Origin of the sequence: Pseudomonas koreensis (assembly GCF_025447595.1) — a bacterium.
In the GTDB taxonomy this organism is placed as follows: Bacteria; Pseudomonadota; Gammaproteobacteria; order Pseudomonadales; family Pseudomonadaceae; genus Aquipseudomonas; species Aquipseudomonas koreensis_H.
Window position 1 is genome coordinate 57,943 of the sequence record NZ_JAOEJU010000028.1, and the last position, 23,624, is coordinate 81,566.

The window sequence follows — 23,624 nt, forward strand, 5'->3', positions numbered from 1 at the left end:
CACTCCCCGGAACCGTCATCCCGTCATGGGTTGAGGCCGTTCACCTGAATTTCAGAAACTTCACCGCTCGCTCGGTCGGTCACTTCAATGGTGAGTGCCCCCGAGTCGTCGACGACGTTGACGATAAAAGCGTCGGTGGACAGGCTCCCCGTGTTGCCGGTGGAGATGTTGTCCAGCAGTTGCCCTAGCAACCGCGACTGCAATTGGCTGGTGAAACGTTCGAGCGCCGAAGTGCCGGCCACAGTCGTACGCTTCTTCAGGTCCGGATCGTCGTAATCGTTTTGCGCCTGGGCGTTGTTGAGCAGCCACGTGCCGTTGAGCGGGTTACCGCCGAACGACGGGTTGACCGGCGTGTAGACCAGTTCGGTGGCCTGGACGGCCGCAGCGCTGGCAAGCCCGATCAGAAAACCCGAGATCCAGAATCCGCTGCGCCGTGAGAACGTTGTCGTGTTCATAGTTCGTCCTTCTCAAGGTCGGTGGTGTCCTGCAACAAGGCTTCCAGCTTGCGCCGGACGACCTCCAGTCGAACCGAGTCGGCGGCCTCGTAAGCCTCGTCCTTCAGTTCCACGGTGTTCGGCGGCAGGAAGCGCCGATACACCAGGCGTTGTTGATATTCCACGGTCACAAGGCTCCCCCAGCGCGCATCGGGGCGCTCGCGCACCACCAGGTTGAAATCCATCGGGCTGGTGTCGCGCAACCGTTCGCTGAACGAGTAGTAAAAGTCGTGGCCGATGTGCGAGATGGTGTCGTCGACGATGAAACCCATCATTTCGTCTTCCTCACCGGCGATGGCGCAGGACGCCGCCAGCGAGAGGATCAACGCGCACCACCATTTTCCGTTCATGGCTGCAATGCCTGCGGCAGGGCCGACTGGCCTTTGGCCGGGCCATTGGTGCCGTCAAGGAAGGCTTTCTCGGCCACGAACTGCCAGTCCGAATAACGCTGCATGCCTTCGAAATCCGACCACTGCGCCGGGAAGTCCGCCTGCTTCAAAGGCAACTCGGTCGACGGACTGTTGATGCCGGTGATGCGCCCGTCGAAGCCGCGTTGCAGTGCCCACTCACCGCCACCGATCGGGTCCGGATAGAGCTGGCGGATATGGTGACGCGCCTCGGGGAAACGCTCGTCATCGAGCAGGTCCACCAGTTCTTTCGGGTACTGCGCCAGCCCTGGCGAACTGCGGTAGTAGCTGCGCAAGGCCTGGGCGTATTGAGTGCCGACCCAGAGCAATTGCTTCTCGCGATCACGCCGCGACACGGTCGACCACAACTCGCCGGCACTCGCCAGGCCCATGCCCATGATCACGATCAGGAACAGCACGCCCAGGTAGGTGAACCCACCCTGCTCCGCGCGCTTACCACTCGGAATACTGGCTGCCATCACGCGCCCTCCCGGTAGCTCCGCTCTTGATGTCCGCGACGCCGCCCGCCACGCCGTCCGGCGGTGCGATCAGTACCCATTGATCGCTGCGCTCGGTGATCGGATCTACTGGCGCATTGCGCAGATAACGCATCTCGACCAGTTGCTCGATCGAATCGGGATAACGCCCGGTGTCGCCGTAGTAATGGTCCAGCGCCTCGCGCATGGCCGACAGACTCTGGTGCAACGTGGTCTCTTTCGAGGTTTCGAGGCTGTTGAAGTAGCGCGGCAAGGCGATGGTCATCAGGGTCGCGATGATCGCCATCACCACCATCAGCTCCAGCAAGGTAAAACCTTTTTCCCGGCGCATGAGAGTCACCACTCGCGGTAAGCGATGCCGTTGAGACCACGGCCCTTGGCGTGGGAGTAGACGTCGAATACGTCCTCGCCATCGCGCGGGTTCTGGGCCGAACTGTTGTAGGCGCGCAGCCCCCAGCCACCGTCGTCGTCGCGTTTGGCCGGCACCAGCGGATCCCGCGGTATCCGGCGCAGAAAGTAGAACTTCGCACCTTTGGCGCTGCGCACATCGCGTACACCTTCGACCAGCACTTTGAGGTTCGGCGGATAACCAGTGCTGTTCAGGGATTTCTCGATGTAACCGGCATCGAAGGCACGCTTGTAGGCGTCGATGCCATCGCGAATCTGATACAGCGCGGTGCGCAGTTCCTGCTCCTTGCCACGCCGTACCAGGGTCTCGGTCAGCGGCGCGGCCATGCCGGCCAGCAGGCCGATCAGGGCCAGCGTCACCACGACTTCGATCAAGGTAAAACCGCGTTGCGAGGCGTTCATGATCAAGGCTTCTCGATGGTGACGTGTGTGGTTGCCACAGCCGCTTCACCGACGGCGCGAGGCTGTACCGACGGGGCCGGGCTCGACGAAGACTGCAGCGAACGATTCGGTGCCTGGATGTGCATGCTGGTTTCGGTACCGGTCGGGAATTCCATGTCCGACGGACTCTGATAAGGCAGGTTGCGTACGATCCGTGGGGTGATCGACAGCACCAGTTCCGATTTGCCGATGGTGTCCTTGTTGCTGCCGAACAACCGGCCCAGTCCCGGAATGTCGCCGAGGCCCGGAATCTTGTTGCCGGTGGCGCCGTGGTCGTTGCGCATCAGGCCGGCGAGGATCTGGGTTTCGCCGTCATGCAGGCGCAGTGAGGTCTGGGCGTTGCGGGTGTCGACCTGCACCGGGATCGTGCCCTGGCGGGTAGGCTCCAGCGGCGTGGCGTTACTCACTTCCAGAGCAATCTTGATCGCCACTTCGTTGTTCAGGTGCACGGTCGGCTGCACTTCGAGCTTCAGACCGACGTCGAGGTAGGTGACGCTTTCGGTGATCACCGGGCCTTGCGTGGACGGCACCGAGGTGGCACTGATGATCGGCACCCGCTGACCGATGTGGATGCGCGCCTGTTCACGGTTGCTGACACGGATCACCGGGCTGGCCAGGGTGTTGATGTCGTTGTCCTGGGCATTGATCTTGGCTTGCGGCGACGGCGAGATCGAGATGCGGCTGGAGTCGATGCCCTTGAGTTGATCGAGGATGGTCACCGCCGAACCGTCGCTGTTGACCACGCCGAAGGTGTTCGGCCATTGCAGGCCCAGGTCAAGAATGCGCTGGGTGGCGACCTCCATCACTTCCACTTCCAGCACCACTTCCGGATTGGATTGGTCCTGCGATTGCAGAAGCTTTTCGGCCATGCGGATCGCGTCTTCGGTGTCGCGCATGGTCAGGGTATTGAGGCGTTCGTCGACGAACACATCGCGGGTCTTGAGCATGGTCTTGATCATGTTCAGCGCGGTGTTGGCGTCGATGCTGGTCAGGTAGAACGTGCGCATCACCAGCTCTTGATAGTCCTTGAGCTTCTGCGGCGAGTCCGGGTAGATCAGCAAGGTGTTTTCGTTCACCACTTTCTGATGCAACTGGTTCTGTTGCAGCAGCAGTTGCACGGCATCTTCGATGCGCACATCGCGCACGAAGATCGTGGCTTTCATGTCCGGGCGCAGGTCCTTGTCGAAGATGAAGTTCAGGCCGGCGACCTGCGACAGCACTTCGAAAATGGTCTTGAGGTTGGCGTCGCGAAACTCCAGGGTCACCGGGCGGTCGAGCCGGGTGCGCAGTTGCGGGTACTGGATGACGTTACGGCTCTGCACCAGACGAATATTGCCTTGCAGCTCCAGCGCGCCTTCGTTGGTCGGGTCGAGTTCGAGTACCTGTTTCACCTGACGGTCGGCGCCGTAGATGTCACCCCGACGCAGGTCGCCACGGGCCAGTTCGATCTTTTCGTCCATGCTGCGCAGGTATTCGAGCTGGCGCAGTGCGTCCTGGGCGCGGCGGTTGTTGGGCTCGATGGTCAGCACGCGGTTGTAGGCGGTACGCGCCGAAGCAAAGTCGCGCCGCGAGCGATCGGTGTCGCCGGAGGTCAGCAGCGCGGTAATGGCCTTGGCCCGGCCGCTGTTAAGCAAAAGATGCAGCTCGGTGTCGCGAGGATTCTCCCGCAAGCCTTCTTCGATCCGGGCCAGGCCCGCCTCGTACTGCCCCTGCTCGATCAGGTCGGAAGCCTCCTTGTTGGCGACCTGCGCGGAACTGCACGCGGCCAGCCCGGCGCACAGGCCGAGGCTCATCAGCAAACGGGATCTGTTCATTGCGTACTCCCCACAGACAAGGTCTGCGACAAATGCAAAGGCAGGTAGACCAGGCTCAGTTCCACATCGGAAATCGCCGCGATCTTCCAGGTGTTGTCGATTACATCCCCGTTGCGCACGACGTAGATTTTCTCGCCGTCCTGCAAAAACACTTGCAGGTCGCTGCGGTCATGCAGCCTGCCGACGAACTGGAACGGCACCGGTGGCAGGCTCGGGGCTTGCACCACCGGGGTCGGGTTGACAGCTTGTTCGGTGACCGTGGCCAGGGTCGGCGCGGCCCTCCAGGATTTGCTTGCGAACAGGTCGCCGGCCGGGCTCAGGTCCTTGATCGGCGCAGCACTGGTTTTAGCGCTGCTGGCCGGCAAGGCACCACGGGCGGTGGCTTTCGACGGGCTCACGACAGCGACCTCGGTCGAATCCGACTCATCGCCCGGCGAGAAATACTCCGGCAACCAGGCCAGCGCCGCCGCCACGCCGAAGAACGCTACCCAGCCGGTTACGCGCTTGGTGTTCATCACGACCTCGACAGGTAGAGGGTCATACGGATCCGGCCGTTGAGGTCGGTGTCGGCAATCTTCTTGCGTTGCAATTCGAGGTCTTCCACCACCACGGCCGGCAACTGGCCGAGCAAGGCGTGGAGGAAGCGGCGCAGTTGCGGATAGCTGCCGCGCACCGGGAGCAGGATCTGGTAACGCGCCAGATGGGTCTTGGGATCGACGCCGAGGGCGTATTCACCACGCGCCAGGGTGATGTGTTCCTGCGCGGCCAAGGCGTAGATGCGGTCGATGGCGACGGTGGCTTGCGGCTGGGCCGGCAGCTTGTTGCGAAAGTCATCGAGCTGACGCTGTGGCACTACCGGCGGCGCAATGCTGCCGTCCTCGACCTTGGCCAGATACTCGGTAGCTTCCTGGGTTTGCTGACTCAGCTGCTGCAGCGATTGCCAACCCGGCAACAAACCGCCCAGTGCCCAGACCAATGCCGCGATCAGCAGTGCCAGCCCGGCCAGGCCAGGAACACCGAGACCTTGCAGGTACTCGTGAACGATCAGTCTAGGGATTCGCATCGCCCATCTCCCAGGTCGCCGACAGCGTGAATTGCACCGGTTGTTCCGGCGATTTGACGACGATCTCGTGGCTCAGCAGCGATACGTCGGAGAGCTCGTCGCTGGCTTCCAGCCCTTTGTGAAAATCCAGCATCGCTTGCAGATCCCGCGCCTCGGCGCTGATCCGCACCTGGCCCTTGCGTGCATCCGGGGTCAGGGTCAGCAAGGCAATGTCGTCGCGCGGCATGGCTTCGAGCATAGCGAACAGGCGCTCCCAGGGGCGACGCAGTTGCTGCGAGACCTTGCGCATTTCGGCGAGGTTTTGCGCCTGTTCGCGGGTTTCAGCCGGGCTCAGACTGGTCTTGGCGCCACTGTCGCCGGTGAGCTGACGCTGGGTGTGCTGCAAGTGACCCTGCTGTTGTTCGGCCTGATCGCCGAGGTGCTGCTGAACGCCGAAGCACACCAGCGCGAGCAACACACCGCCGCCGAGCAGGCTCCAGCCCAGCGGGCCGGAACGTGGACGAGGCTGGAAGTCGAGGTTCAAGGCGCGCATGTCAGGCCACCGCCCGGGACATGACGTACAAGCCGTCACGCACGGTCATCGAGTCGTCTTCGAGGGTGCGCAGATGCACTTCGGGAATGTCCGGATGTGCATCGAGGCGCGCCGGGGCGTGCAAGTAAACGTTGAAGGCGCGGTCGCTGGTGGAGGCTTGCAGTTGCCGTTCGCGACCGATCAGCGCGCTCAACGCCGCATCACTGTCACTGCCGCCCACCGAGCGCACCGACGCCCAGCGCCCTTCCCGCGCCAGCAGCAAGACGCTGCGTTGCGGTTCGGCGACCACGAACAGGAAGTCTCCGGCGTCCAGGCTTTTGTCGAAGCGGTTGAACGCCGTCATCAGGTACGGCTGCACCGAACGCAGGCGCAGTCCGCGACCGCTGGCCAATGTGCGCAGGCGCTCGAGCAAGTCCTGCGGCAGCGCACTGGCGACACGGTCGTAACCGGCCGGCTCGGCGGACAACACCAGACTCCATGGTTGGGTCGGTGCGCCAAACAGGTCTTCGAAGCACAGTTGGGCGAAGCCGCGCAGTTCTTCAGGGCTGCTGATCTGCTCGCTCCACGGCACCAGGCAGAAGCGGCTGAAGTGCCCGGAAATCACCACGCTCAGCTCTGCGCCGGCACGAGTGTGTTCGCCGAGCAGGCGGTCGAGGGTGTCCAGCGCCACCGCGTAGCTCTGGAAGCCTTCGTCGATGTAGCCGACGCTGCCCAGCCACAGGGTGTCGCTGCCCCGGCGCTGGCCGAGGCCGACACCGCTGGCGCCGAGCACGGCAATAAAATGATCACGCGATAAAAGTGACACGATTGATCTCCTCCAGCGTGGTCCGACCGTGCTCCACCAGCTCCAGCGCCGATTCGCGCAACAGGCGCAAACCACGGGCGCAGGCCAGGGCTTTGATTTGGGTAATGGGTTGGCGCTCGACGATCATCTGCCGCAGTTCGTCGTCCAGGTGCAGCAACTCGGCAATCGCCGTGCGCCCGCGATAGCCGCTGCCCCGGCAGTGGCCGCAGCCCTTGCCGTGGACGAAGTGGTAGTGCTCGACTTTCTGTGGATCGAGACCCGAGGCGCGCAGCTCTTCATCGCTCGGGTTGACCGGCGTGCTGCAACTGCTGCACACCAGCCGGATCAGGCGCTGGGCGAGAATCGCGTTGAGCGCCGAGACCAGGCTGTAGGGGTCGATTTCCATCTGGGTGAAGCGGCCGATCACGTCGAACACGTTGTTGGCGTGGATGGTGGTGAACACCAGGTGACCGGTGAGCGCCGATTGCACGGCGATCTGCGCGGTGTCCGGGTCGCGGATTTCGCCGACCATGATCTTGTCCGGGTCGTGGCGCAGGATCGAGCGCAGGCCACGGGCAAACGTCAGGCCTTTTTTCTCGTTGACCGGGATTTGCAGCACGCCGGGCAGTTGATATTCCACCGGGTCTTCGATGGTGATGATCTTGTCCACGCCATGGTTGATCTCGGTGATCATCGCGTACAGCGTGGTGGTCTTGCCGCTACCGGTGGGGCCGGTCACCAGCACCATGCCGTAGGGTTCGGCCGCCAGGCGCCGCAACTGGCGCAGGGTTTCGTCTTCGAAGCCCAGCGCTTGCAGCTGCACGCCGCAAACCTTGTCGGCCAGGTCCTGTTTGTCCAGCACCCGCAGCACCGCGTCTTCGCCGAAGATGCTCGGCATGATCGACACCCGAAAGTCGATTTGCCGGCCACTGATGCCGATCTTGAAGCGACCGTCCTGGGGCACGCGTTTTTCGCCGATGTCCAGTTCGGCCATGACCTTGACCCGGGAAATCACTTGTTCGGCGAACTCGGTGCCCTGGATCTTGCCGATGTTGTTCAGCACGCCGTCGATCCGGTATTTGATTACCAGGCCCTGGCCCGTGGTGCCGAGGTGGATGTCGCTGGCGTGCATTTTCAGCGCGTCGTACAGGGTCGAGTTGACCAGTTTCACCACCACGCTCGAGTCTTCACTGATGCTGGTCAGCGACAGGCTTTGCAGGGTGTCGGTCTCACTGCCGGCATCAGCTTGGGCATTGAGCGATTCGACGGCGTGAAAGCTTTCTTCATGACGGGCCAGATAGGCCTTGAGGTCGTCGGCATGCACCAGATACAGCGGCGCGCCGTGCAGGCATTCGTCGATCCAGGCCAGGCGTGCCGTGTCGAACGGGTCGGCGAACACACCGATGACCTGATCGTTGTGCCGCAGCAGGATGAATTCACGTTTGAGGCATTGCGCGAGGGTGACCCGGTCGAACACCGGGATCGCTTGAAACAGCGTGTCGGTGTCGAGCACCGGGTAATGCAGGGTGGCGCCGAGACTGGCAATGAACGGCATTGGCGCCAGTTCACACAGCACGGCCAGCGCATCCAGCACCCGTTCCCCGGAAGTGCCGGCCCGTGCCCGGGCCTGGGCCAGTTGCTCACTGGAAAAACGCAGCGGGGCCTGCTCTTGCGACAGGGAACTGACCGACAGCGGTTCGACGACAACGGACAGACGATCCATGGCTTGCTCTCCAACACCCGGGGCTTGAGGCCCTGACGGCGCGGGAGGCGAATTCGGCGAGTGCCGGAACGTCTATCGCGCCATTACTCCCCGGTGAGCATTTGATCGTCGTCCGGTGCCATGACCTCCGACCTGTTACGTCGGCGATCCGCCAGCACCCAACTGCCATCGTACAACTGCAACGGGAAGCTCTCGGTCCTGCTCTGGCGTCGTTCGACAAACCCCTCTGAAGGGCTCGCACCGGGTTTCGCTTCGCGCTGAACCCCCAGAAGGTCGCAGACAGCTCGGGCCAGTTCCGCCAGTGGAAACGGTTTGAACAGGATGTGACTGACTCCCAGTTGCCGCGCCCGCTCACACACTTCAGCGGTCGGGTGACCCGTTATCAGCACGAAATGACACGTCCTGTTCTGGCGGACCGCGTCGAGCACCTCGAACCCTTCCATATCGGGCAAGCGGTAATCGAACACCAGCACGTCGGGGGCGAAAGTCTCGGCCAGGCCGATTCCCTCTGCGCCGTCATGTGCAATCCGGACGTCCAGCCCTTGCGCCGACAGATAATCCTGAAGGTTCTGTGCAAGCAGCAGTTCGTCTTCGACAACCAGTACTTTGTTAACCAAGGTGTACTCCCTGAAACCGCAAGTGCCGGCAATTGAAATTCAATGACCCGAACCCGCTGAAGTGCCCCTTGCAGGAGGTAACGCACACTTCATGCCAGGCTGAGTGCCGGAAAATTTTCGTCTTCATGTCCTTGAATTGATTGGAAATGCCCGCTCGTCCTGGTCCCCCGTTCCCCAGAAACGGGGAAGCACCTGAATGGGCATCGAAGCCATTCCCCACTTTTGGGGGGGAACCTTCATTCGTCGTCAATTCGTTCGATCCTGTTCTGCGCCCGCAATTGCGCGAGCACCTGACGACGAGCCTCGGACTGTTGCTGTCGGGCGAGGTACGCCCTGACTGATTCCAGCCCTTGCTCCTCTGGGACATCGGCCGCCTCCTTGTGGTTCTCGACAAAAATCAAATGCCAGCCGAACGGTGATCGTACCGCCTCGCTGACCTGGCCAGGTTTCAGGGCAAACGCCGCCGTTTCGAAGGCCGGCACCATTTGCCCACGGGCGAAATACCCCAGGTCGCCGCCTTGGCTGGCGGTGACATCTTGCGAACCCGATTTCGCGACGCTAGCAAAGGTTTGCCCCTCAGCGATAGCGGCACGCAACTCCATCAAGCGTAGCCGCGCCGCCTCAACCGTGGCGGCGTCGGCATCCGCCGCGACCTTGATCAGGATGTGCCGGGCCTGCACCTGCTCTGGCGTGCCCATCTCAGCCCGATGCTCTTCATAGAATGCGCGCACTTGCTGCTCGTTCGGCCCATCGGTTTTGGTCAGTTCAGCGAACATCTGCTGCGCCGCCAGTTCGCGGCGGGTGTATTCGGTGAACGAGGCCTCGTCGAAACCGGCATCCTGCAAACGTTGCAGGAATTTGTCGGTGCCGCCAATGGCGCTGCGGGTCTGCTCGACTTGCTGGCGAACCGCTTGTTCATCGATCTTCACGCCACGCTTGAGCGATTCCTGCCAGAGCAACTCCTTGTCGATCAACGCATCCAGTGCAGCCTGACGCAATTGCTTGTAGGCCTTGGGGTTGCGAATGCTCGCCACGGCGCGGCCCTGGTCCTCCAGGTATTCGGCAAAATAGCGTTCAAGGCGAAACCCGGAAATTGCCTCGCCATTGACGCGGGCCGCCACCGGCTCATTGTTCGCCATTGTCACCGGCAACCAGCAAGCCACCAGCCAGCACAGGGTTTTGAGCTTCATGATCAAGGCCTCCGGTCAGGGACTCGGGACAACAGGTTTGTAGGGCGCGACCAGATAAAAGTGCTGGTCGGGCAAGTCGACGGTGACCACATGCGCCCCGCTCAGACCCAATCGTCGTCCGGGGCCGAAGCTGAGCCGTGGGGTCAGGCCGGTGTCGAAGTCGTGCAGACCCTCGAGCGCCGCCACCAGTTTTTCCCGGCTGGCATCGCGACCGGCCTGCTTCATGCCTTCGCTGAACAACAGCATCGAGGCGTATGCGCCGACTTGCAGTACCGCATGCTGGGCGCCGAGGCCCTGATGTTCGCGCAACAATGTCAACGCCATCCGCCCGGCCTGGGTCCAGTCGCTGGGCACGAATGGATAAGCCAGAAACACTCGTCGGGAAAAACCTTCCGGCACTTGCAGCAGGTCCCCTGCCACCTGGCTGGATGCAGCGAACAGGTAAGGCACCTGACCGGCGTTCTGCAAACCGGTCGCCAGACGACTGAAACCACCGCCGCTACCCAGGTAGAACACCGATCGCGAGCCCAGCGGCAAGCTGTCCGTTGCAGAGTCGTAAGTTTGCAGATGGATTTTTTGCCAGCCGTGATCCTTTAGATAACCGCCCAGCGCCTGCGCCGCCTGCACCTGCGCGGGGTCGTCGGGATAAGCAATCAGCGTCGGTCCTTGCAGCACCCGCAGACTGGCGGCGGCGTAGTCCGCCAGCGCGATCAACTGTTCGCGCAGACCCGGCAGCGGTTCGAAAATCTGCGGGCTGGCCTGCACCGGGCCGAGCAGCGACATGGCCCCGATCAGCGGCACGCCGGACTGTTCCAGACGCGGCGCCAGTTCGCTGTCCAGCGCCGGGGCCAGCGGTGCGATCAGGGCGAAGACCTTCTCTTCCTCGATCAGCCGTTGCAAAGCCTGCTCGGCACTCGCGCGATCCGGGCCGGGATCGGCCACGGTCAGGCGTAACTGCCGACCGTGAATGCCACCGGCCTGATTGATCCGCGCAACACTGCCGTTGAGTACCGCCGCGATGGTGGCGCCCTCCTCGGCCAGCGGCCCCTGGCTGGGCAGCAAGGTGCCCAAATGCAAGGTCTGGTCATCGAGCCCAGGATCGCGATCTTCGGCCAGGCGTTTGAGGTACGCCGTGAGATTGCGCTGATCCTTCATCGACAGCAGGAAGCGCGGCATGCTCGGGTCGAGGCGATTGTTGCCGGGGTCGCGGCCCTGCTGGATCACCCGCGCCAACGTGCTGTCGGTGTACGCCGGGTAATTACGACCATTGACCTGCTGCTGACCGTGGAGGCTGGTCAGCCGCGACCAGTTCAGTTCCGGCGGACGCACCCCGCCTTCGGGCCGGCCGAGGCCGTCGGCGCCGTGGCAGTTGGCGCACGGCAGGCTGGTGGCCGGCAGCAACACATCCGCCGCGCCGACCCGCGCCATGATCGGCTCGCCGCTGGCGGACAGGCCTTCGCGGTACAGGCGCTTGCCGGCGCTTTCTTCATCGGTCAGCGGCAACGCGGCCGCGCCGAGGCTGACGCCAGTGAGCAGGATCAGGGCGAGGACGCGACGCAGGTTCATGGCGCGGACTCAGCGGCCGGCCACAGGCATTGTCAGCAACTGCAAGCGCTGGGCAATGGCGGCGGCCGGGGCATCGGGACGGATTTTGCTCCAGCGTTTGTTGGCCACATCGCCGACGATCAACTGGGTCGAGTGCTGCTCGGGCGTCGGCACGATCTGCCCGATGCGGCCCAGCACCAGGTCCATCTGCGCCTTGTCGCCGGTGAGAAAAAGCCAGTGAGGGTCATCGGCGCCCTGCTTCAAGGTGTAAGCCTTGAGCACCGCCGGCGTGTCGCGCAGCGGATCACTGGTAAGGGAAATGAAGGTGATGCCGTCAGCCTTGTCGCCCAGCAGCTCGCGGACTTCCTTGAGTTTGCGGGTGATCAGCGGACAGGCGTCGTTGCAACTGGTGAAGATCACGTTGAGCAGCACCACGCGGTTGTGCAGTGCATCACTGTAGAAACGCTGGATATCGCCGTTCTGATCCAGCAGCGGCGTGTCGGTGAACCAGGTTTTCGCGTCGTGAGTGCCTTTGGCCGGTACGGTCGCCGCGCTGGCGGTTGCCGGTGCGGGCTGTTCGTGACCTTCGTGGGCAAAGGCCATGGCGCTGAAAATCCAGAAACAAACCGTCAGGGTGATCCAGTCCAGGGTTCTCATGGTTGTTGCTCCATGGCAATCGCGGTGTGTTTGGCGTGGGTGCGCAGGCCGCTGAGTTTCTCGACTTCCTTGGCCAGCAATGCCGGGTCGGTGAAGCCGTAATAGCGCGTCCAGTGGCGACTGTTGCCGTCACCGACGAGGATCAGCGGCTGGTGACTCTTGAAGTCGCCGCTGAAACTGCCGAGGCCCTTGAGGGTGGCCGTGATCGACTGCGGCGAACCGGTGAGCCAGCTCCAGCCCGGGCCTTTCTGGAAGGTGCGGGCGTAATCCTGCAGGCGTTTCGGGTCGTCGCGCTGCGGGTCGATGCTGATCGATACCAGTTGCACTTCGCCGCCCACGCGGGAGCCGAGCTGTTTTTGCACTTTGCCCATGATCGACGAGACCACCGGGCAGACTGTGGTGCAACTGGTGTAGATGAAACTCATGACGACGATTTTGTTGTGCACCAGATCCTGTTCCAGGCGCACGGTCTTGCCGTTCTGGTCGAGCAGCGGCACGTCGGCGAATTTGACCTGGGCGTGCTCTTGAGTGCTGGCGGCGGGCGCCTTGTGCCCGGCATGCTCGTCCGCCGAATGGGCCTGGGCTTGATGGATGCCGACGGCCAACAGGCACAGGGTCAACACGCCACGGGATGCAAATCGGTTCATGTTCTTTTCCTCGTCACTGAGTCTGGCCGGGCAGCACCCGGACACTGGCAAATGTCTTGTCGTCGAAACCGGCGCCCAGCGAGGCCGCGCGCACATGCAGATACCAGGCGCCGCTACGGTCGAGGGTCACCGGGGCTTCGTACACGCCGTCGGCAACTTCCAGCGCCGCCACCTCACGGGGGCGGGAGGTTGGCGCGAGGAAGTAGCGCAACTGCACGTCGGTCACGCCGCTGCGCTGGATCTTCTGCTTGCCCTGGACGATGCGAAAGCGCACCACGTAAGGGTCGTTGAGGGCCACGGCGGTCTTGTCCAGCAGGAACTCGACTTTGGGCGCACCCACGTGTTTTTCAGGCGCGCCATCGGACGCCACCTGGGCGGTGAAACAATGAATGATGTTCGGCTGGTTGAGCAGGAACGCCACGTCGAAGCGCCCCGCCGCCGGCAGCTTCACACGGGCGCTGTAGAGCCCCGGCGACACTTCGCGCAGACTGCGGTCGATGACCAGCGCGGCGCGGGCAATTTGCCCCCGGTTGGGGTAACCGGACATGGGCGCGTTCATGCCTTCGGCGTAGAAGTAGGTGGTGTTGTCCACCGGGTTGACCACGAACACCGCGTTGTCATCGCGCGATACGGCGAGGCTCGACGCCAGCGGCAGATCCCCGGCCAGCCGTGGCGGCTGCGGCCCGGCTTCAAAACCTTGAGTAATCGGCTGACGCCCTTCGCCCAGCGAAGACAGGTTGATCATGGTGACTTTCGGCGAGGCCAGTCCGCGCACGTAGGCGTAGGCCTGGGTGAACACCACTTGATAGGGTTCGGCTGAAACTTCCAGATCATGGATCGCCGAATCGTTGGCCGCGTCGATGACCGTGGCGCGGTTTTCCAGCGTGTTCAGCACCACGCCAAAACGGCCGTCGGCGCTGAAGTCCATCGGGCCGAGGCCTTGTTGCAGCTTGATCACCCGGCGGACGGCGCGGCTGTTGCTGTCGATCACCGTGACGGTGCCGTCCTTGCCATCGGCCACGTACACCGCGCCGGACAGCGGCGAGTACGCCACCGACAACGGGCTGGAACCGGTCTTGACCTGTTGCAGCAGGCTCAGGCTGGCGATGTCGATGACGCTGAGGGTGCCGTCGTCGCGGTTGCTGACGAAGGCGAAACGGCTGTCTTTGCTGAAGGTGATTTCGTGGTGGCCGCGACCGGTCGCCAGGTGTTTCAGCGGTTTGAGGCTCTGGGTGTCGATCACCGTGACGCCGGATTCTTCAGTCTTGCTCGCGTTGTTGCCGACCCACAGCAGGCGCTCATCCGGTTGCAGCGCCACACGCACCGGTTGGCTGCCGGCGGCCACCGAGTCGATGACCTTGAATTGCTCGCTGTCGATCACCGCCACTTCCCCCGCCGTCGGCATCGACACGAAGACCTTTTTGTTGTCCTTGGGCGTGACCCAGTCCATCGGCGATTGCTTGAGTTCGATCCGCGCCAGCGTGCTGGTGATGCCGCCGACCGACACTGACGGATCAACCACCGAAACGCTGGCATCGCGGTTCATCACCAACAGGAAATAGCTGTTGAGGTCGAGCAGCGGCCGCGCGCCGATGTTGGATTTGAGGAACGTGCCGACCCGCGACTTGCAGCTCTGATCGCGGCCCTGGGCCTGATCGGCAGCGACGGTCTCCGGATCGATCCAGGCCCCCGGCGCCACGCCGGACAACGGCTGGCCGGAGGCGCCGTCGGTGACGCGGAACTGCACGTCGGCGAACTCGCCCTCCCGCAACTGGCCGTCGCTGGCCAGCGGCTTCAGATCGAAGGCGATCGACACGCCGTCGCGGGTCAGCACCTGCCCGGCGCCGGTTTGCGCCAGGGCAATCTCGCTCAGCGTGAGCAGCGCGCCGGCCATCGCCAGCAGGCAGACGCCGATGATGTTGATGATCCTGTTCATGTCGCTCTCCCCTGACACATTGTCCGAAACACCACCGCCCTGTGGGAGCGAGCTTGGTCCGGGCGGCGTTCCGACGAAGGCGTCAGACGCCTCACCCCTCGAAACCGAGTTGCTTTCATTCGCGAGCAAGCTCGCTCCCACAGTTTTTGCATCCACCGATCCATCGCATTCCAGCTACTGAGCAGGCGGCGCCGGCTCCGGCTCATTGGTCACCCGCAGCAATCCCCACAGCCCGGAGGTGTTGCCATAGGCGGCGTAATCGCGGAACAGGTAGTCCCCCGGTATCGCGTTGCTGCCCCCGGCGCTCGGGATCATGAAGCTGAAGTGCGCCGCCGGCAGGACGCTCTCGTGAGCGCCGATGTACATCGACATCGGGTTGTAGCCGAAGCGCACCGAACCCACGCCCGGCGTGCCCATCGGGTAGCCGCCGGTGTCGCTCTTCTCGGCCTGGAACGGGTTGAGCGACCAGACGTGTCCGTCGAGCTGGAACGTCGTGCCGCGACTGCCACCACTCGGCATCAGGATGTGCGTACGGAACGGCTGACCCGGTTTGGCATACAAGACCGGCGTCTGCGGATCGCCCCCCACCAGCGCATTGCTGTAGGCCATGTGCGCATTGGTCATGTCGCCGTAACCCGCGCCATCGGCATGGCCGAACGGCGCATCCGGGGCGAGGCCGAAGCGGTACCACAGCGGTTCGGTCTTGTAGTTGATCGCCATGCTCGAGTTGTCCTGCGGATCGGTCGGCACACCGAAGCCCTCGGCAGCGATGCCTTCGACCGGCCGGCCATTGGCCCAGCGAGTGTTCAACGCCTTGTGCCAGACCATCGCGAAGTCGCGGTAAGTCGTCTGCCCCGGTGCGGTGACCGTGGCGTTGACCTTGCGCGCATCGTCGACCCAGGTCGCGCCGATCGGCAGGATGCTCATCGCACCACCCAGGCCTTTTTGCGGTTGCTTGATCACATCCGCCGGGGTGAAGTTCAGGCCACCGAACTCCACGGCCGTGGCGTTGATGTTGTCGACACTGCGGCCCAGTTGCGTGACCGGTTTGCCTTCACGCTCCAGGTGCCCGGCGTAGTACTGATAGGTACGGGTCGGGTAGGCGCCGCTGCTGCCAACCCGTGGTGGCACGGTCTGGGTCGGGTTGGCGCCGACGTTGGTGCCGTCGGATTTGGTGATGTCGTAGGCCAGCAGTTGGGCGTGCAGCCCCACGTGGCTGGATGGCCGCATCAGGTTGTTGCTGAAGGTGGTCGAGCCCAGGCCGCTGTTGCGGTCGCGCTTGACGATGCCTTGCATCACGGCGGTTTGCGTCAGGTCGGGCATCACGCTCGGCAGACGGTTTTCCAGGGTGATATTGATGCAGTCCCCGGCGGCTGCGCGCAGCACCAGCGGTTCGACCGGAATACCGGGTTTGAGCTTGCCGCTGACCGGATCGAGGTCGGATTTGCGCACGTACAGGATCGCCGTCGGATCATGCAGCGGCCCGCTCTGGCCACCGATGGTAATGGTCTCGCCGTCCTCAGGATCAGTCACCGTGACTTGCGGGATGCTTACCGTGCGCGAGTTCAGCACCAGGGTGCCGCCCGCCGGATTCAGCGGCCCGCCGACATGCTGACCGAGGCCGGCCGAATCGCCGATGCTCAGGCCCAGCGAATTGCCGAGGATGTCGTTGGCCAGCGCCGCCACCACTTCATAGTTGCGCTGCACCGTCGGCCGGGTGCCGATGCCGTTGGGGTTGGCGCTGATCCGTGGGCAACTGCCGTCGAATGCCACGGTGTTGCGCATGCCGGCCGGACTCGGGTTGTTGGGGATGGCGAACAGGTCATTGCGTTTGGCCGTGTAGTTGCGCATCACGCCCCAGATCCCGCTCCAGTAGCCTTCGATCGAAGCGTCCATCGAGTACAGATAGTCACCGGTGGTCGCGGCAGAACTGGACAGCATCGATACAGGTGCGATGAAGCCCATCTGTTCGGAGATGCCGATCATCTGCGAGGCGCGCCAGCCAGAGTTGGAGCTGTTGCCGAAACCGGAACCGCTCTGCAGCCATTTCACGCCGTGCAGGGTGACGTTGTGCTCTTCCTCGTGGCCGCCGGCATGCACCCGCAGACGCACGTTGTCGCCAGTGTAGGTGCGCAGCATCGGGGTGAACGGATCGCCCGGCTCGCTGCCGCCCTTGTTGATGTGCGGCGGGAACAGGGTGGTGCCGCCGGTCGGGCCGGTGGCTGCCGTGACCAGGTTCGGCGCCAGGTTCATCGCCGGGATCGCGCGGTCGGTACGGCTTTGCATGGCGTACGCCAGATCACCGCCGAGGCCGTCGGCCTGCATGCCGCGCTTGCCGTCCGGGCCGACCTTGTTCGGGTCGTAGACCCGCAGGGCCAGCGGCTCGTTGCGATAGTTGACGACGAACATGCCCGGATCATCCACGGAAATCGCCTGCGGGCAAGGTCGGTTCGGGCAGCCCGGCACTTGGCCGCCCTGCACTTCCAGCACGCCTTCGAGCAGGCTGCTGGCGTTGTTGCGCACCGGCGGGTTGATCGCGTAGCGGAAGCTGTCGGCCGTGGCCGGGAACGCTTGCGGGTTAGGCACGCCGTTGGGACCGGCGCCCACGTACACACCGGCTTCATAGGCGTGCTGGAAGTCGCTGTATTCGAGGAAGAACTCACGGAAGCTGTCGTTCTTGCCATCGCCGTCGAGGTCGCCGGTGTTGATCACCGCCTGCCACGAGGTCGGCCCGCCGTCCTGCCGCGCGCCGCTGTACAGAGGCTCGCCGGTTTCGGCGTGGAACCAGGTGGAACCGGCCGGTTCCGCCAGCACCGTGGCATACAGCCCGATCTGCTGGTGAGTCGATGGGCCGAGGTGGTCGTGGGTGAAGATGGTGCCCAGCCCCCGATCCACGCCCTTGGCGTTGACCACCGGGTCGACGAACCAGCGTTGCATGGCCGTGCGCGCGCCCATCCAGTCACTGCGCCCGAACTGGCCGAAGAACGGATGCGCCTTGGCTTTCGGACACGCCTGGGTGCCGTCGCGCGGGTCGGTGCCTTCGCACTGGTTGAATTCACGGATTGCGTGAATGCGTTCCTGAACAGCGCCTGGGGAGAGCACGCCGTCCTCGTAGTTCCAGCCGTTGGAGGAACCGTCGGCAGACGTCAGGTCCCACTTCGGCAGGTGAATATGCTGGCCGATCACGTCGGTCGGCGTGCGCACCTGATAGTCATCCATCTCGTAGGTGGCCGGCACCAGGTTGGTTTGCTGGTATTGCACGCAGTCGAAGGTGTTCATGCGCATCACCAGAGGCTCTGGCGGACGCTGCTTGGTGATCACCGGCCAGGCGTCTTCCCACAGCGCCAGAATCCGGGCTTGCGGGAAGTGATAACCGACCTTGTTGTAGACCGCGTCGAACTGAATGTTGGCAGCCTTGTAGATGCGCGGGCGGTCGGCGGTGAAGGTCGAGGCGCCGACGAAGGACATGCCGTCCAGCCGATCGCCGCTGGCGAATTCACCGGTGCCGGCGCTGCTGGTCAGGCGCTTTTGCCGGTCGTCCATGCACGGTTCGTAGTACGGCGCGCCGGCGATCGGCAAGGCGCCATTGGTGCGGAAGGCCTTGGCCACGATCTGGTTGCCAGGCAGCAAGGCAAAGCTTGGGTGATCCTTTTTCGCGTGGAACGCCATCGCGGCCTGTTCCACTTCTGTGCCCTCTTCGGGCAGGTAAATCGGTTTGGCGCGGGTGACTTCCTTGGAGAAGTCCAGCGACGTGGTCACGGTGTGCGCCTCGCCTCCGGCCGACACCCCATCGAGGGCGTGCCGCTGCAATCCGCCGTCCCAGCCACCGGACTGATTCGGGTCGAGGTTGGCCCACAGCGCTTTGCCGCTGGCTTTCAAGGATTGCGCGGTGGCGGCGTCGAGCATGTCCAGCGGTGGGGTTGGCGGACGCTGTCCCACCGAACTTTCCATGCCGCCGATCCAGAATGGATAGCCAGGGTTTTTCAGGCTGCCGTCGGCGTTGCGGTTGGCTTCGCTGCGATCGACCAGTGCCAGGGAACCGATGGCTTGCGATCCACCGTTGCCGCCGTGATGTTCGCCGTCGTCATCGCCCTCTTCTTCCTCATCGTCGTCATCGTTACCGGCGACCAGGGTTTCACCGATTTTCGGCACCACCACCACTTTGCCCGGCATCGGGGCCATGGCTTTGCCGGGCAGCGGCACGACGGCCGGAATCGGCGTGCCGGCAATGATCTCGCCATCCGGCAAGGCGCGGGCACCCGCGGCCGGTTTACCGCTGCGCAGTGCGTAGGGTTCGCTGTGATAACCATCAGCGCCTTGTTGTGAGACCTCCAGCCGGGTGCCTTCTTCGAACACATCGTGTACCCGCCACATGGCCCACATGCCCTGGGCGAAGTGCGGATAGAAGTGACAGTGATAGATCGCATCGCCGGCCACCCGGTTGCGGTTGCCGGAGCCGCCGTTGGCGATTTCGTAGGTATAGCCGGCGCCGGGGCCAATGCCTTGGGCATCGACGTAATCGGAGTTGTCGTCATTGGGGTTGAACAACCACTGATGGCCGTGCAGGTGGAAGATGTGCTGCTCGTGGCCGTTGTGGGTGTTGCGGAATTTGACGAAGTCACCGATGTAGCTGTGGTTGACGTTCGAAGGCTCCGAGGGATAGAGGGCCATGGTGGCTTTGACGCCGACCTGATCGGCGCTCGGTGTCTGGCCGGGGGCGATGTTCTCAAGCCCGGTATTGGCCGGCACGTCCACCAGCATCGCCACGTCACCGACGGTGTGCGAGCTGAGGAAGAATTCTTCGTAGGCGCACGACAGACAGTCGTGCATCGGCCCCACGCCCAAGCGGTTGGCGACCACTTCCGCGCCCATGCCGCCGGAACCGTAGTTGATCATGAACGAGTCGCGGGTCGGCTCCAGCACATGGGCCATGACCGGGTCGGCCCAGTAGGCGGGGAATGCCTGGGTAGCGGCGGTTTCGTCCTGGAACTGCGAGGCAAAATCGCGAAACGGCTCGAGGCGGTTGGGGATCGCCGGGTTGCGTTTGCCCACCGATTCCAACGGATAGGTGCTGGATGGGAAACTACCATCGGCGTTGCTGCCCATGACAATCGCATCGCTTTCGCTGGAGATGATTTCGTTGCCGTCGACCATGCTGATGATCGGCGTGCCGGCCTTGCCTTCACGCACCCACGGTTCGCGCTGCGGATAACGGGCCTGGTAATCGACGATGGGGTGACCGGCCGGTGTGCGGCCGGTGGTCGCCAGACGCATTTCTTCTTCGGTGAGGGTGTTGCGATAGGTGCGTCCCGACTTCGGCACCACCACGACCTGGCCGAACAGGCCATTGGCGACGTTGCCGGCCGCGCCCTCCCCGCCGAATGTCGCGCCACGGCTGCTGACGGCAAACGCCCCTTCGCGCTCGGCGTACAGGACGTACGAACGGCTCGCGCCCGGCGGCACCAGGGTGTTGGCGTTGCGCCCGGTGTAGGAGGAAATGTCGTCGATGCTGTTCACCGCTTGCAGGCCGTTGACCTGGAAACCGACATGGCGGTCAGCGACCTGCTCGTCAACCTTGAAGGCTTCAGCGCCGCCGGCGTTCTCGATGCCCTCCTCGCCTTCCTCTTCGCCCTCCGGCCCTTCGAAATGCTTGTTGGGGTTGGCCTGATAATCGAGCAGGTTCTGCAGGTTGATCGTCAGGCAGTCACCAGCGGCCACCCGCAGCACCAGCGGCCGTGGACGTTTGTCCGCACGCAGCGACACTTTGCCCGGCACCGCGCTGCCACCATAGGCCAGCGAGACATCATGGTCATCAACCACATCGCGACGCAGGGCGTACATCATGCCGTTGGCATTCTGCGCGCCGAGGCGGTTGAACATCAGCGGTTGATCGAAAGCGACCACGTTGGCCACCAGATTGCGTTCGCAGCGCACGGCCGCGTTGGCGAGCTCGACGCTGAGCAGAGAGGCCAGCAACAGCAGCCAGTTCAACAGGGACGGTACGTGGTGAATGCCAACCATGATCGGAAACCTCGTAGTGGGTGCTCACAGGGAATGATTCTCGACAAACCCCTTGGAGCAATCCGCGTGCCACAAAAAAATTCTTTCCAGTTCAGCCAGTTACACAAGTCACTTGAGAATCCGGGGGATATTCCCCACCCGTTTCCCCACTTTTCCGGGCCGACGGTCTTGCCCCGATAGTGGGGAAAACCGGGCTTAGAGTTACAACGGCGCGTCCGCCGCCAGGCCCTGCAAACGCCGGTACTGACGCAGCACGCTGGGCACATAACGCTGGGTTTCGGCGAACGGCGGGATCACCCGGCCACGACTGAGCACCGCATCGGGCCCGGCGTTGTAGGCCGCCACCGCCAAGGCGATGTCGTTGTCGAACAGAGTCATCAGGCGTTTGAGGTACTTGGCGCCGCCCTGGATGTTGGCCTTGGGGTCGTAAACGTCTTTCACCCCCAACTCACGCGCGGTGTCGGGCATCAGTTGCATCAGTCCGCCGGCCCCTTTGGGCGAGGTGGCGCCAGGGTTGTAATTGGATTCGGACTTGATCACCGCATGCAGCAAGGCTTCGGGTAGCTGATTGGCGTTGGCGGCGGCTGACACCAGCTCGGCGTAGGGCTGGTTGGCGATCAATTGCGGTTGCCGGTCAAGGCTGACCAGCGGCGCATCGGCTTCGCGGATCACCCGTTCGTAGGTGCGTCCGGGACGGTGGACGTTGGACAGCACGTAGCTGCCCTTGGCGTCCACGGAGACGAAGACATCGGCTTGCGCGGCACCGACCGACATCAGGCAACCGAGCAGTCCTGCAGTGAATGATTGGATCATTGGGCCTCCCCTGACAGGCCCGAAAAATTGGGGGAAATGCCCCACTGACCCGTCGTGAATCAGCCGTACGCAAGCACTGTGCCGACTCCCGAAAAGCCCGTATTACAAGGGCTTCAGCCCATACACTGGATTTATCGGGTGGCTGAGCATGGCAATTGCATAAGCCCTTGTAGCGACACGGCTGCCACTCACGGGAGGTCATCATGAAGCTGCATTTTCGTCCGCGTACCCAGCGCGGTTTCACTCTGCTGGAACTGCTGGTGGTGCTGGTGGTGCTCGGTCTGCTGGCCGGGATCGTCGCCCCCAAATACTTCGCCCAGTTGGGGCGATCCGAAGTGAAAGTCGCCAAGGCGCAGATCGAAGGGCTGAGCAAGGCGCTGGATCTGTACCGGCTGGAAGTCGGCCACTACCCGTCCACCGAACAAGGCTTGCAGGCACTGGTGACAGCACCCAGTGACGAAGCCAAATGGACGGGCCCGTACTTGCAGAAAAAGCTGCCGCAAGATCCGTGGGGTCGTAACTACACCTACCGCTATCCCGGCGAAAACAGCGAATACGACCTGCTGTCGATGGGCAAGGACGGCCAGCCCGGCGGCGAAGGTGAAAACGCCGAAGTCACCAACTGGCAATAAGCGGAGCACAGCGCATGCGTTTTCATCTGAAGGCCGTCGGCAAGGCCGGCGTGGTGTCGCTAAGTGTAGAGGCGCCGGGCCAAAGCGAGGCGCGACGCATTGCTGAAGACCAGGGCTTGCGCGTGGTCAGCCTGCACGCCGAGCGGCATTGGCGTTCGCTGCGCATGAGCAAGCGCGAGACTTTCAATCTGGTGCTGTTCAGCCAGGAACTGACCACGTTGCTCAATGCCGGTCTACCCTTGATTGATGCGCTGGAAAGTCTGGCAGAAAAGGAAACCGCACCCGCTGCCCGCAAGACCTTGAGTGAGCTGGTTCGCCTTCTGTACGAAGGCAAGTCGTTCTCCCAGGCATTGGGCCAGTTGTCGGCGGTTTTCCCGCCCTTGTACGTGGCGCTGGTACAGTCCAGCGAGAAAACCGGCGCAGTCGGCGATGCGCTGGGCCGTTACGTGAGCTATCGCCAGCGCATGGACGAGGTGCGGCAGAAGATCGTCAGCGCCTCGATCTACCCGCTGCTGCTGCTGGTGGTCGGCGGTGGTGTAGTGCTGTTTTTGATGGGTTACGTGGTGCCGCGCTTCAGTCTGGTGTTCGAAGGACTGGGCTCTAACCTGCCGTGGCTGTCACAGATATTGATGAGCAGCGGCATGTTCCTGCATGCCCATCAGGGTGAGTTTTTCGGCGCACTGGCGGTGATCGTCATCGCCCTCGCCGTGCTGCAGAAACAACCGGCGTTTCGCCGAGGACTGGATCGGCTTGTCGAAAAACTGCCCGCCGTGCACCAGCGGATTTTCATGTACGAGCTGGCGCGCTTTTACCGGTCACTGGGGATTCTGCTGCAAGGCGGGATTCCGCTGGTGACCGCGATGGGCATGGTCCGCGGCCTGCTCACCGTGGCGTCACGGGCGCGGCTGGACCAGGCCTGCGAGCGGGTACGCGAGGGACAATCGCTGTCCACGGCGCTTGAGCTCAACCGCCTGGTGACACCGGTGTCCCTGCGCCTGCTGCGCGCTGGCGAACAGTCCGGCAACCTGGGACAAATGATGGAACGCAGCGCCGATTTCTATGACGAGGAAATCAGCCGCTGGATCGAGTGGTTCGTGCGTCTGTTCGAACCACTGCTCATGACCTTCATCGGCCTGTTGATCGGGGTAATCGTGATCCTGATGTACATCCCGATCTTCGAACTGGCTTCGAGTATCCACTGACCTCGGGGAACGGGTCGGATCAACCGCAGCAATGCAGATTCATGTTCCCCACCAAGACAACAAAGACGGAGAACGATATGCACATTCAAAAGCTCATGCTCGCAATGGCCATCGGCGCAGTCCTGTCGGCGTCTACCGTACTGATCCCGGACAACCTGTCAGGCGTGTCCAGCGTACAGGCCCTGTCTCTTATACACATCT

At 63.2% G+C, this 23,624-nt stretch carries 21 protein-coding genes; 2 read left to right on the forward strand and 19 right to left on the reverse strand.

Annotation, left to right across the window (positions count from 1 at the left end; genetic code table 11):
- Nucleotides 1–23 precede the first annotated feature (23 nt).
- The 19 genes from N8H71_RS25380 to N8H71_RS25470 all read right to left on the reverse strand — a co-directional run bounded on the left by N8H71_RS25380 (nt 24) and on the right by N8H71_RS25470 (nt 21,589).
- Entirely contained in the window at nt 24–455 is a 432-nt protein-coding gene (locus N8H71_RS25380; RefSeq protein ID WP_262196107.1) for a curli assembly protein CsgF, read from the reverse strand.
- Entirely contained in the window at nt 452–844 is a 393-nt protein-coding gene (gene csgE, locus N8H71_RS25385) for a curli production assembly/transport protein CsgE (protein ID WP_262196108.1), read from the reverse strand. The genes N8H71_RS25380 and csgE overlap by 4 nt, the downstream gene beginning before the upstream one ends.
- A complete protein-coding gene (locus N8H71_RS25390; protein ID WP_262196109.1) occupies nt 841–1,380 on the reverse strand; it encodes a type II secretion system protein in 540 nt (179 codons plus the stop codon). The genes csgE and N8H71_RS25390 overlap by 4 nt, the downstream gene beginning before the upstream one ends.
- A complete protein-coding gene (locus N8H71_RS25395) occupies nt 1,355–1,729 on the reverse strand; it encodes a type II secretion system protein (protein WP_085689036.1) in 375 nt (124 codons plus the stop codon). The genes N8H71_RS25390 and N8H71_RS25395 overlap by 26 nt, the downstream gene beginning before the upstream one ends.
- A gap of 5 nt (nt 1,730–1,734) precedes the next feature.
- Nucleotides 1,735–2,208, reverse strand: coding sequence for a type II secretion system protein (locus N8H71_RS25400; RefSeq protein WP_262196110.1), 474 nt, complete (start codon nt 2,206–2,208; stop codon nt 1,735–1,737).
- Nucleotides 2,209–2,210: 2 nt separating this feature from the next.
- A complete protein-coding gene (locus tag N8H71_RS25405; protein ID WP_262196111.1) occupies nt 2,211–4,061 on the reverse strand; it encodes a secretin N-terminal domain-containing protein in 1,851 nt (616 codons plus the stop codon).
- Nucleotides 4,058–4,576, reverse strand: coding sequence for a hypothetical protein (locus N8H71_RS25410; protein ID WP_262196112.1), 519 nt, complete (start codon nt 4,574–4,576; stop codon nt 4,058–4,060). Before N8H71_RS25410 ends, N8H71_RS25405 begins: the two co-directional genes overlap by 4 nt.
- A complete protein-coding gene (locus N8H71_RS25415) occupies nt 4,576–5,124 on the reverse strand; it encodes a type II secretion system protein M (protein ID WP_262196113.1) in 549 nt (182 codons plus the stop codon). The genes N8H71_RS25410 and N8H71_RS25415 overlap by 1 nt, the downstream gene beginning before the upstream one ends.
- Complete coding sequence (locus N8H71_RS25420) at nt 5,111–5,656, reverse strand: PilN domain-containing protein (RefSeq protein ID WP_262196114.1); 546 nt, start codon at nt 5,654–5,656, stop codon at nt 5,111–5,113. The genes N8H71_RS25415 and N8H71_RS25420 overlap by 14 nt, the downstream gene beginning before the upstream one ends.
- Nucleotide 5,657: 1 nt before the next feature.
- The gene (locus tag N8H71_RS25425; protein ID WP_262196115.1) at nt 5,658–6,461 is read right to left on the reverse strand and encodes a hypothetical protein; all 804 of its coding nucleotides are present in this window, start codon (nt 6,459–6,461) and stop codon (nt 5,658–5,660) included.
- The gene (locus N8H71_RS25430; protein ID WP_262196116.1) at nt 6,442–8,163 is read right to left on the reverse strand and encodes a GspE/PulE family protein; all 1,722 of its coding nucleotides are present in this window, start codon (nt 8,161–8,163) and stop codon (nt 6,442–6,444) included. The genes N8H71_RS25425 and N8H71_RS25430 overlap by 20 nt, the downstream gene beginning before the upstream one ends.
- Nucleotides 8,164–8,246: 83 nt before the next feature.
- The gene (locus N8H71_RS25435) at nt 8,247–8,780 is read right to left on the reverse strand and encodes a response regulator (protein WP_262196117.1); all 534 of its coding nucleotides are present in this window, start codon (nt 8,778–8,780) and stop codon (nt 8,247–8,249) included.
- Nucleotides 8,781–9,016: 236 nt separating this feature from the next.
- On the reverse strand, nt 9,017–9,970 hold the full coding sequence (locus N8H71_RS25440; protein WP_262196118.1) for a peptidylprolyl isomerase: 954 nt from the start codon (nt 9,968–9,970) through the stop codon (nt 9,017–9,019).
- A gap of 15 nt (nt 9,971–9,985) precedes the next feature.
- On the reverse strand, nt 9,986–11,536 hold the full coding sequence (locus N8H71_RS25445; protein ID WP_262196119.1) for a cytochrome c/ABC transporter substrate-binding protein: 1,551 nt from the start codon (nt 11,534–11,536) through the stop codon (nt 9,986–9,988).
- A gap of 9 nt (nt 11,537–11,545) precedes the next feature.
- Nucleotides 11,546–12,172 carry an SCO family protein gene (locus N8H71_RS25450; protein ID WP_262196120.1) on the reverse strand — a complete coding sequence of 209 codons (627 nt, stop codon included), beginning with the start codon at nt 12,170–12,172 and terminating at the stop codon, nt 11,546–11,548.
- Entirely contained in the window at nt 12,169–12,819 is a 651-nt protein-coding gene (locus N8H71_RS25455) for an SCO family protein (protein WP_262196121.1), read from the reverse strand. The genes N8H71_RS25450 and N8H71_RS25455 overlap by 4 nt, the downstream gene beginning before the upstream one ends.
- A 13-nt stretch (nt 12,820–12,832) precedes the next feature.
- Nucleotides 12,833–14,755, reverse strand: coding sequence for a YncE family protein (locus tag N8H71_RS25460; RefSeq protein ID WP_262196122.1), 1,923 nt, complete (start codon nt 14,753–14,755; stop codon nt 12,833–12,835).
- A gap of 174 nt (nt 14,756–14,929) precedes the next feature.
- Entirely contained in the window at nt 14,930–20,776 is a 5,847-nt protein-coding gene (mnxG, locus tag N8H71_RS25465) for a manganese-oxidizing multicopper oxidase MnxG (protein ID WP_262196123.1), read from the reverse strand.
- Nucleotides 20,777–20,977: 201 nt separating this feature from the next.
- Nucleotides 20,978–21,589 (reverse strand): lytic transglycosylase domain-containing protein, encoded by a 612-nt coding sequence (locus tag N8H71_RS25470; protein ID WP_279309714.1) that lies wholly within the window; start codon nt 21,587–21,589, stop codon nt 20,978–20,980.
- Nucleotides 21,590–21,792: 203 nt separating this feature from the next.
- On the opposite strand from N8H71_RS25470, the gene gspG reads away from it, so the two are divergent.
- Both gspG and N8H71_RS25480 read left to right on the forward strand, forming a co-directional pair.
- The gene (gene gspG / locus N8H71_RS25475) at nt 21,793–22,221 is read left to right on the forward strand and encodes a type II secretion system major pseudopilin GspG (RefSeq protein WP_085689084.1); all 429 of its coding nucleotides are present in this window, start codon (nt 21,793–21,795) and stop codon (nt 22,219–22,221) included.
- 14 nt (nt 22,222–22,235) lie between these two features.
- Nucleotides 22,236–23,423 carry a type II secretion system F family protein gene (locus N8H71_RS25480; RefSeq protein WP_262196124.1) on the forward strand — a complete coding sequence of 396 codons (1,188 nt, stop codon included), beginning with the start codon at nt 22,236–22,238 and terminating at the stop codon, nt 23,421–23,423.
- Nucleotides 23,424–23,624 lie beyond the last annotated feature (201 nt).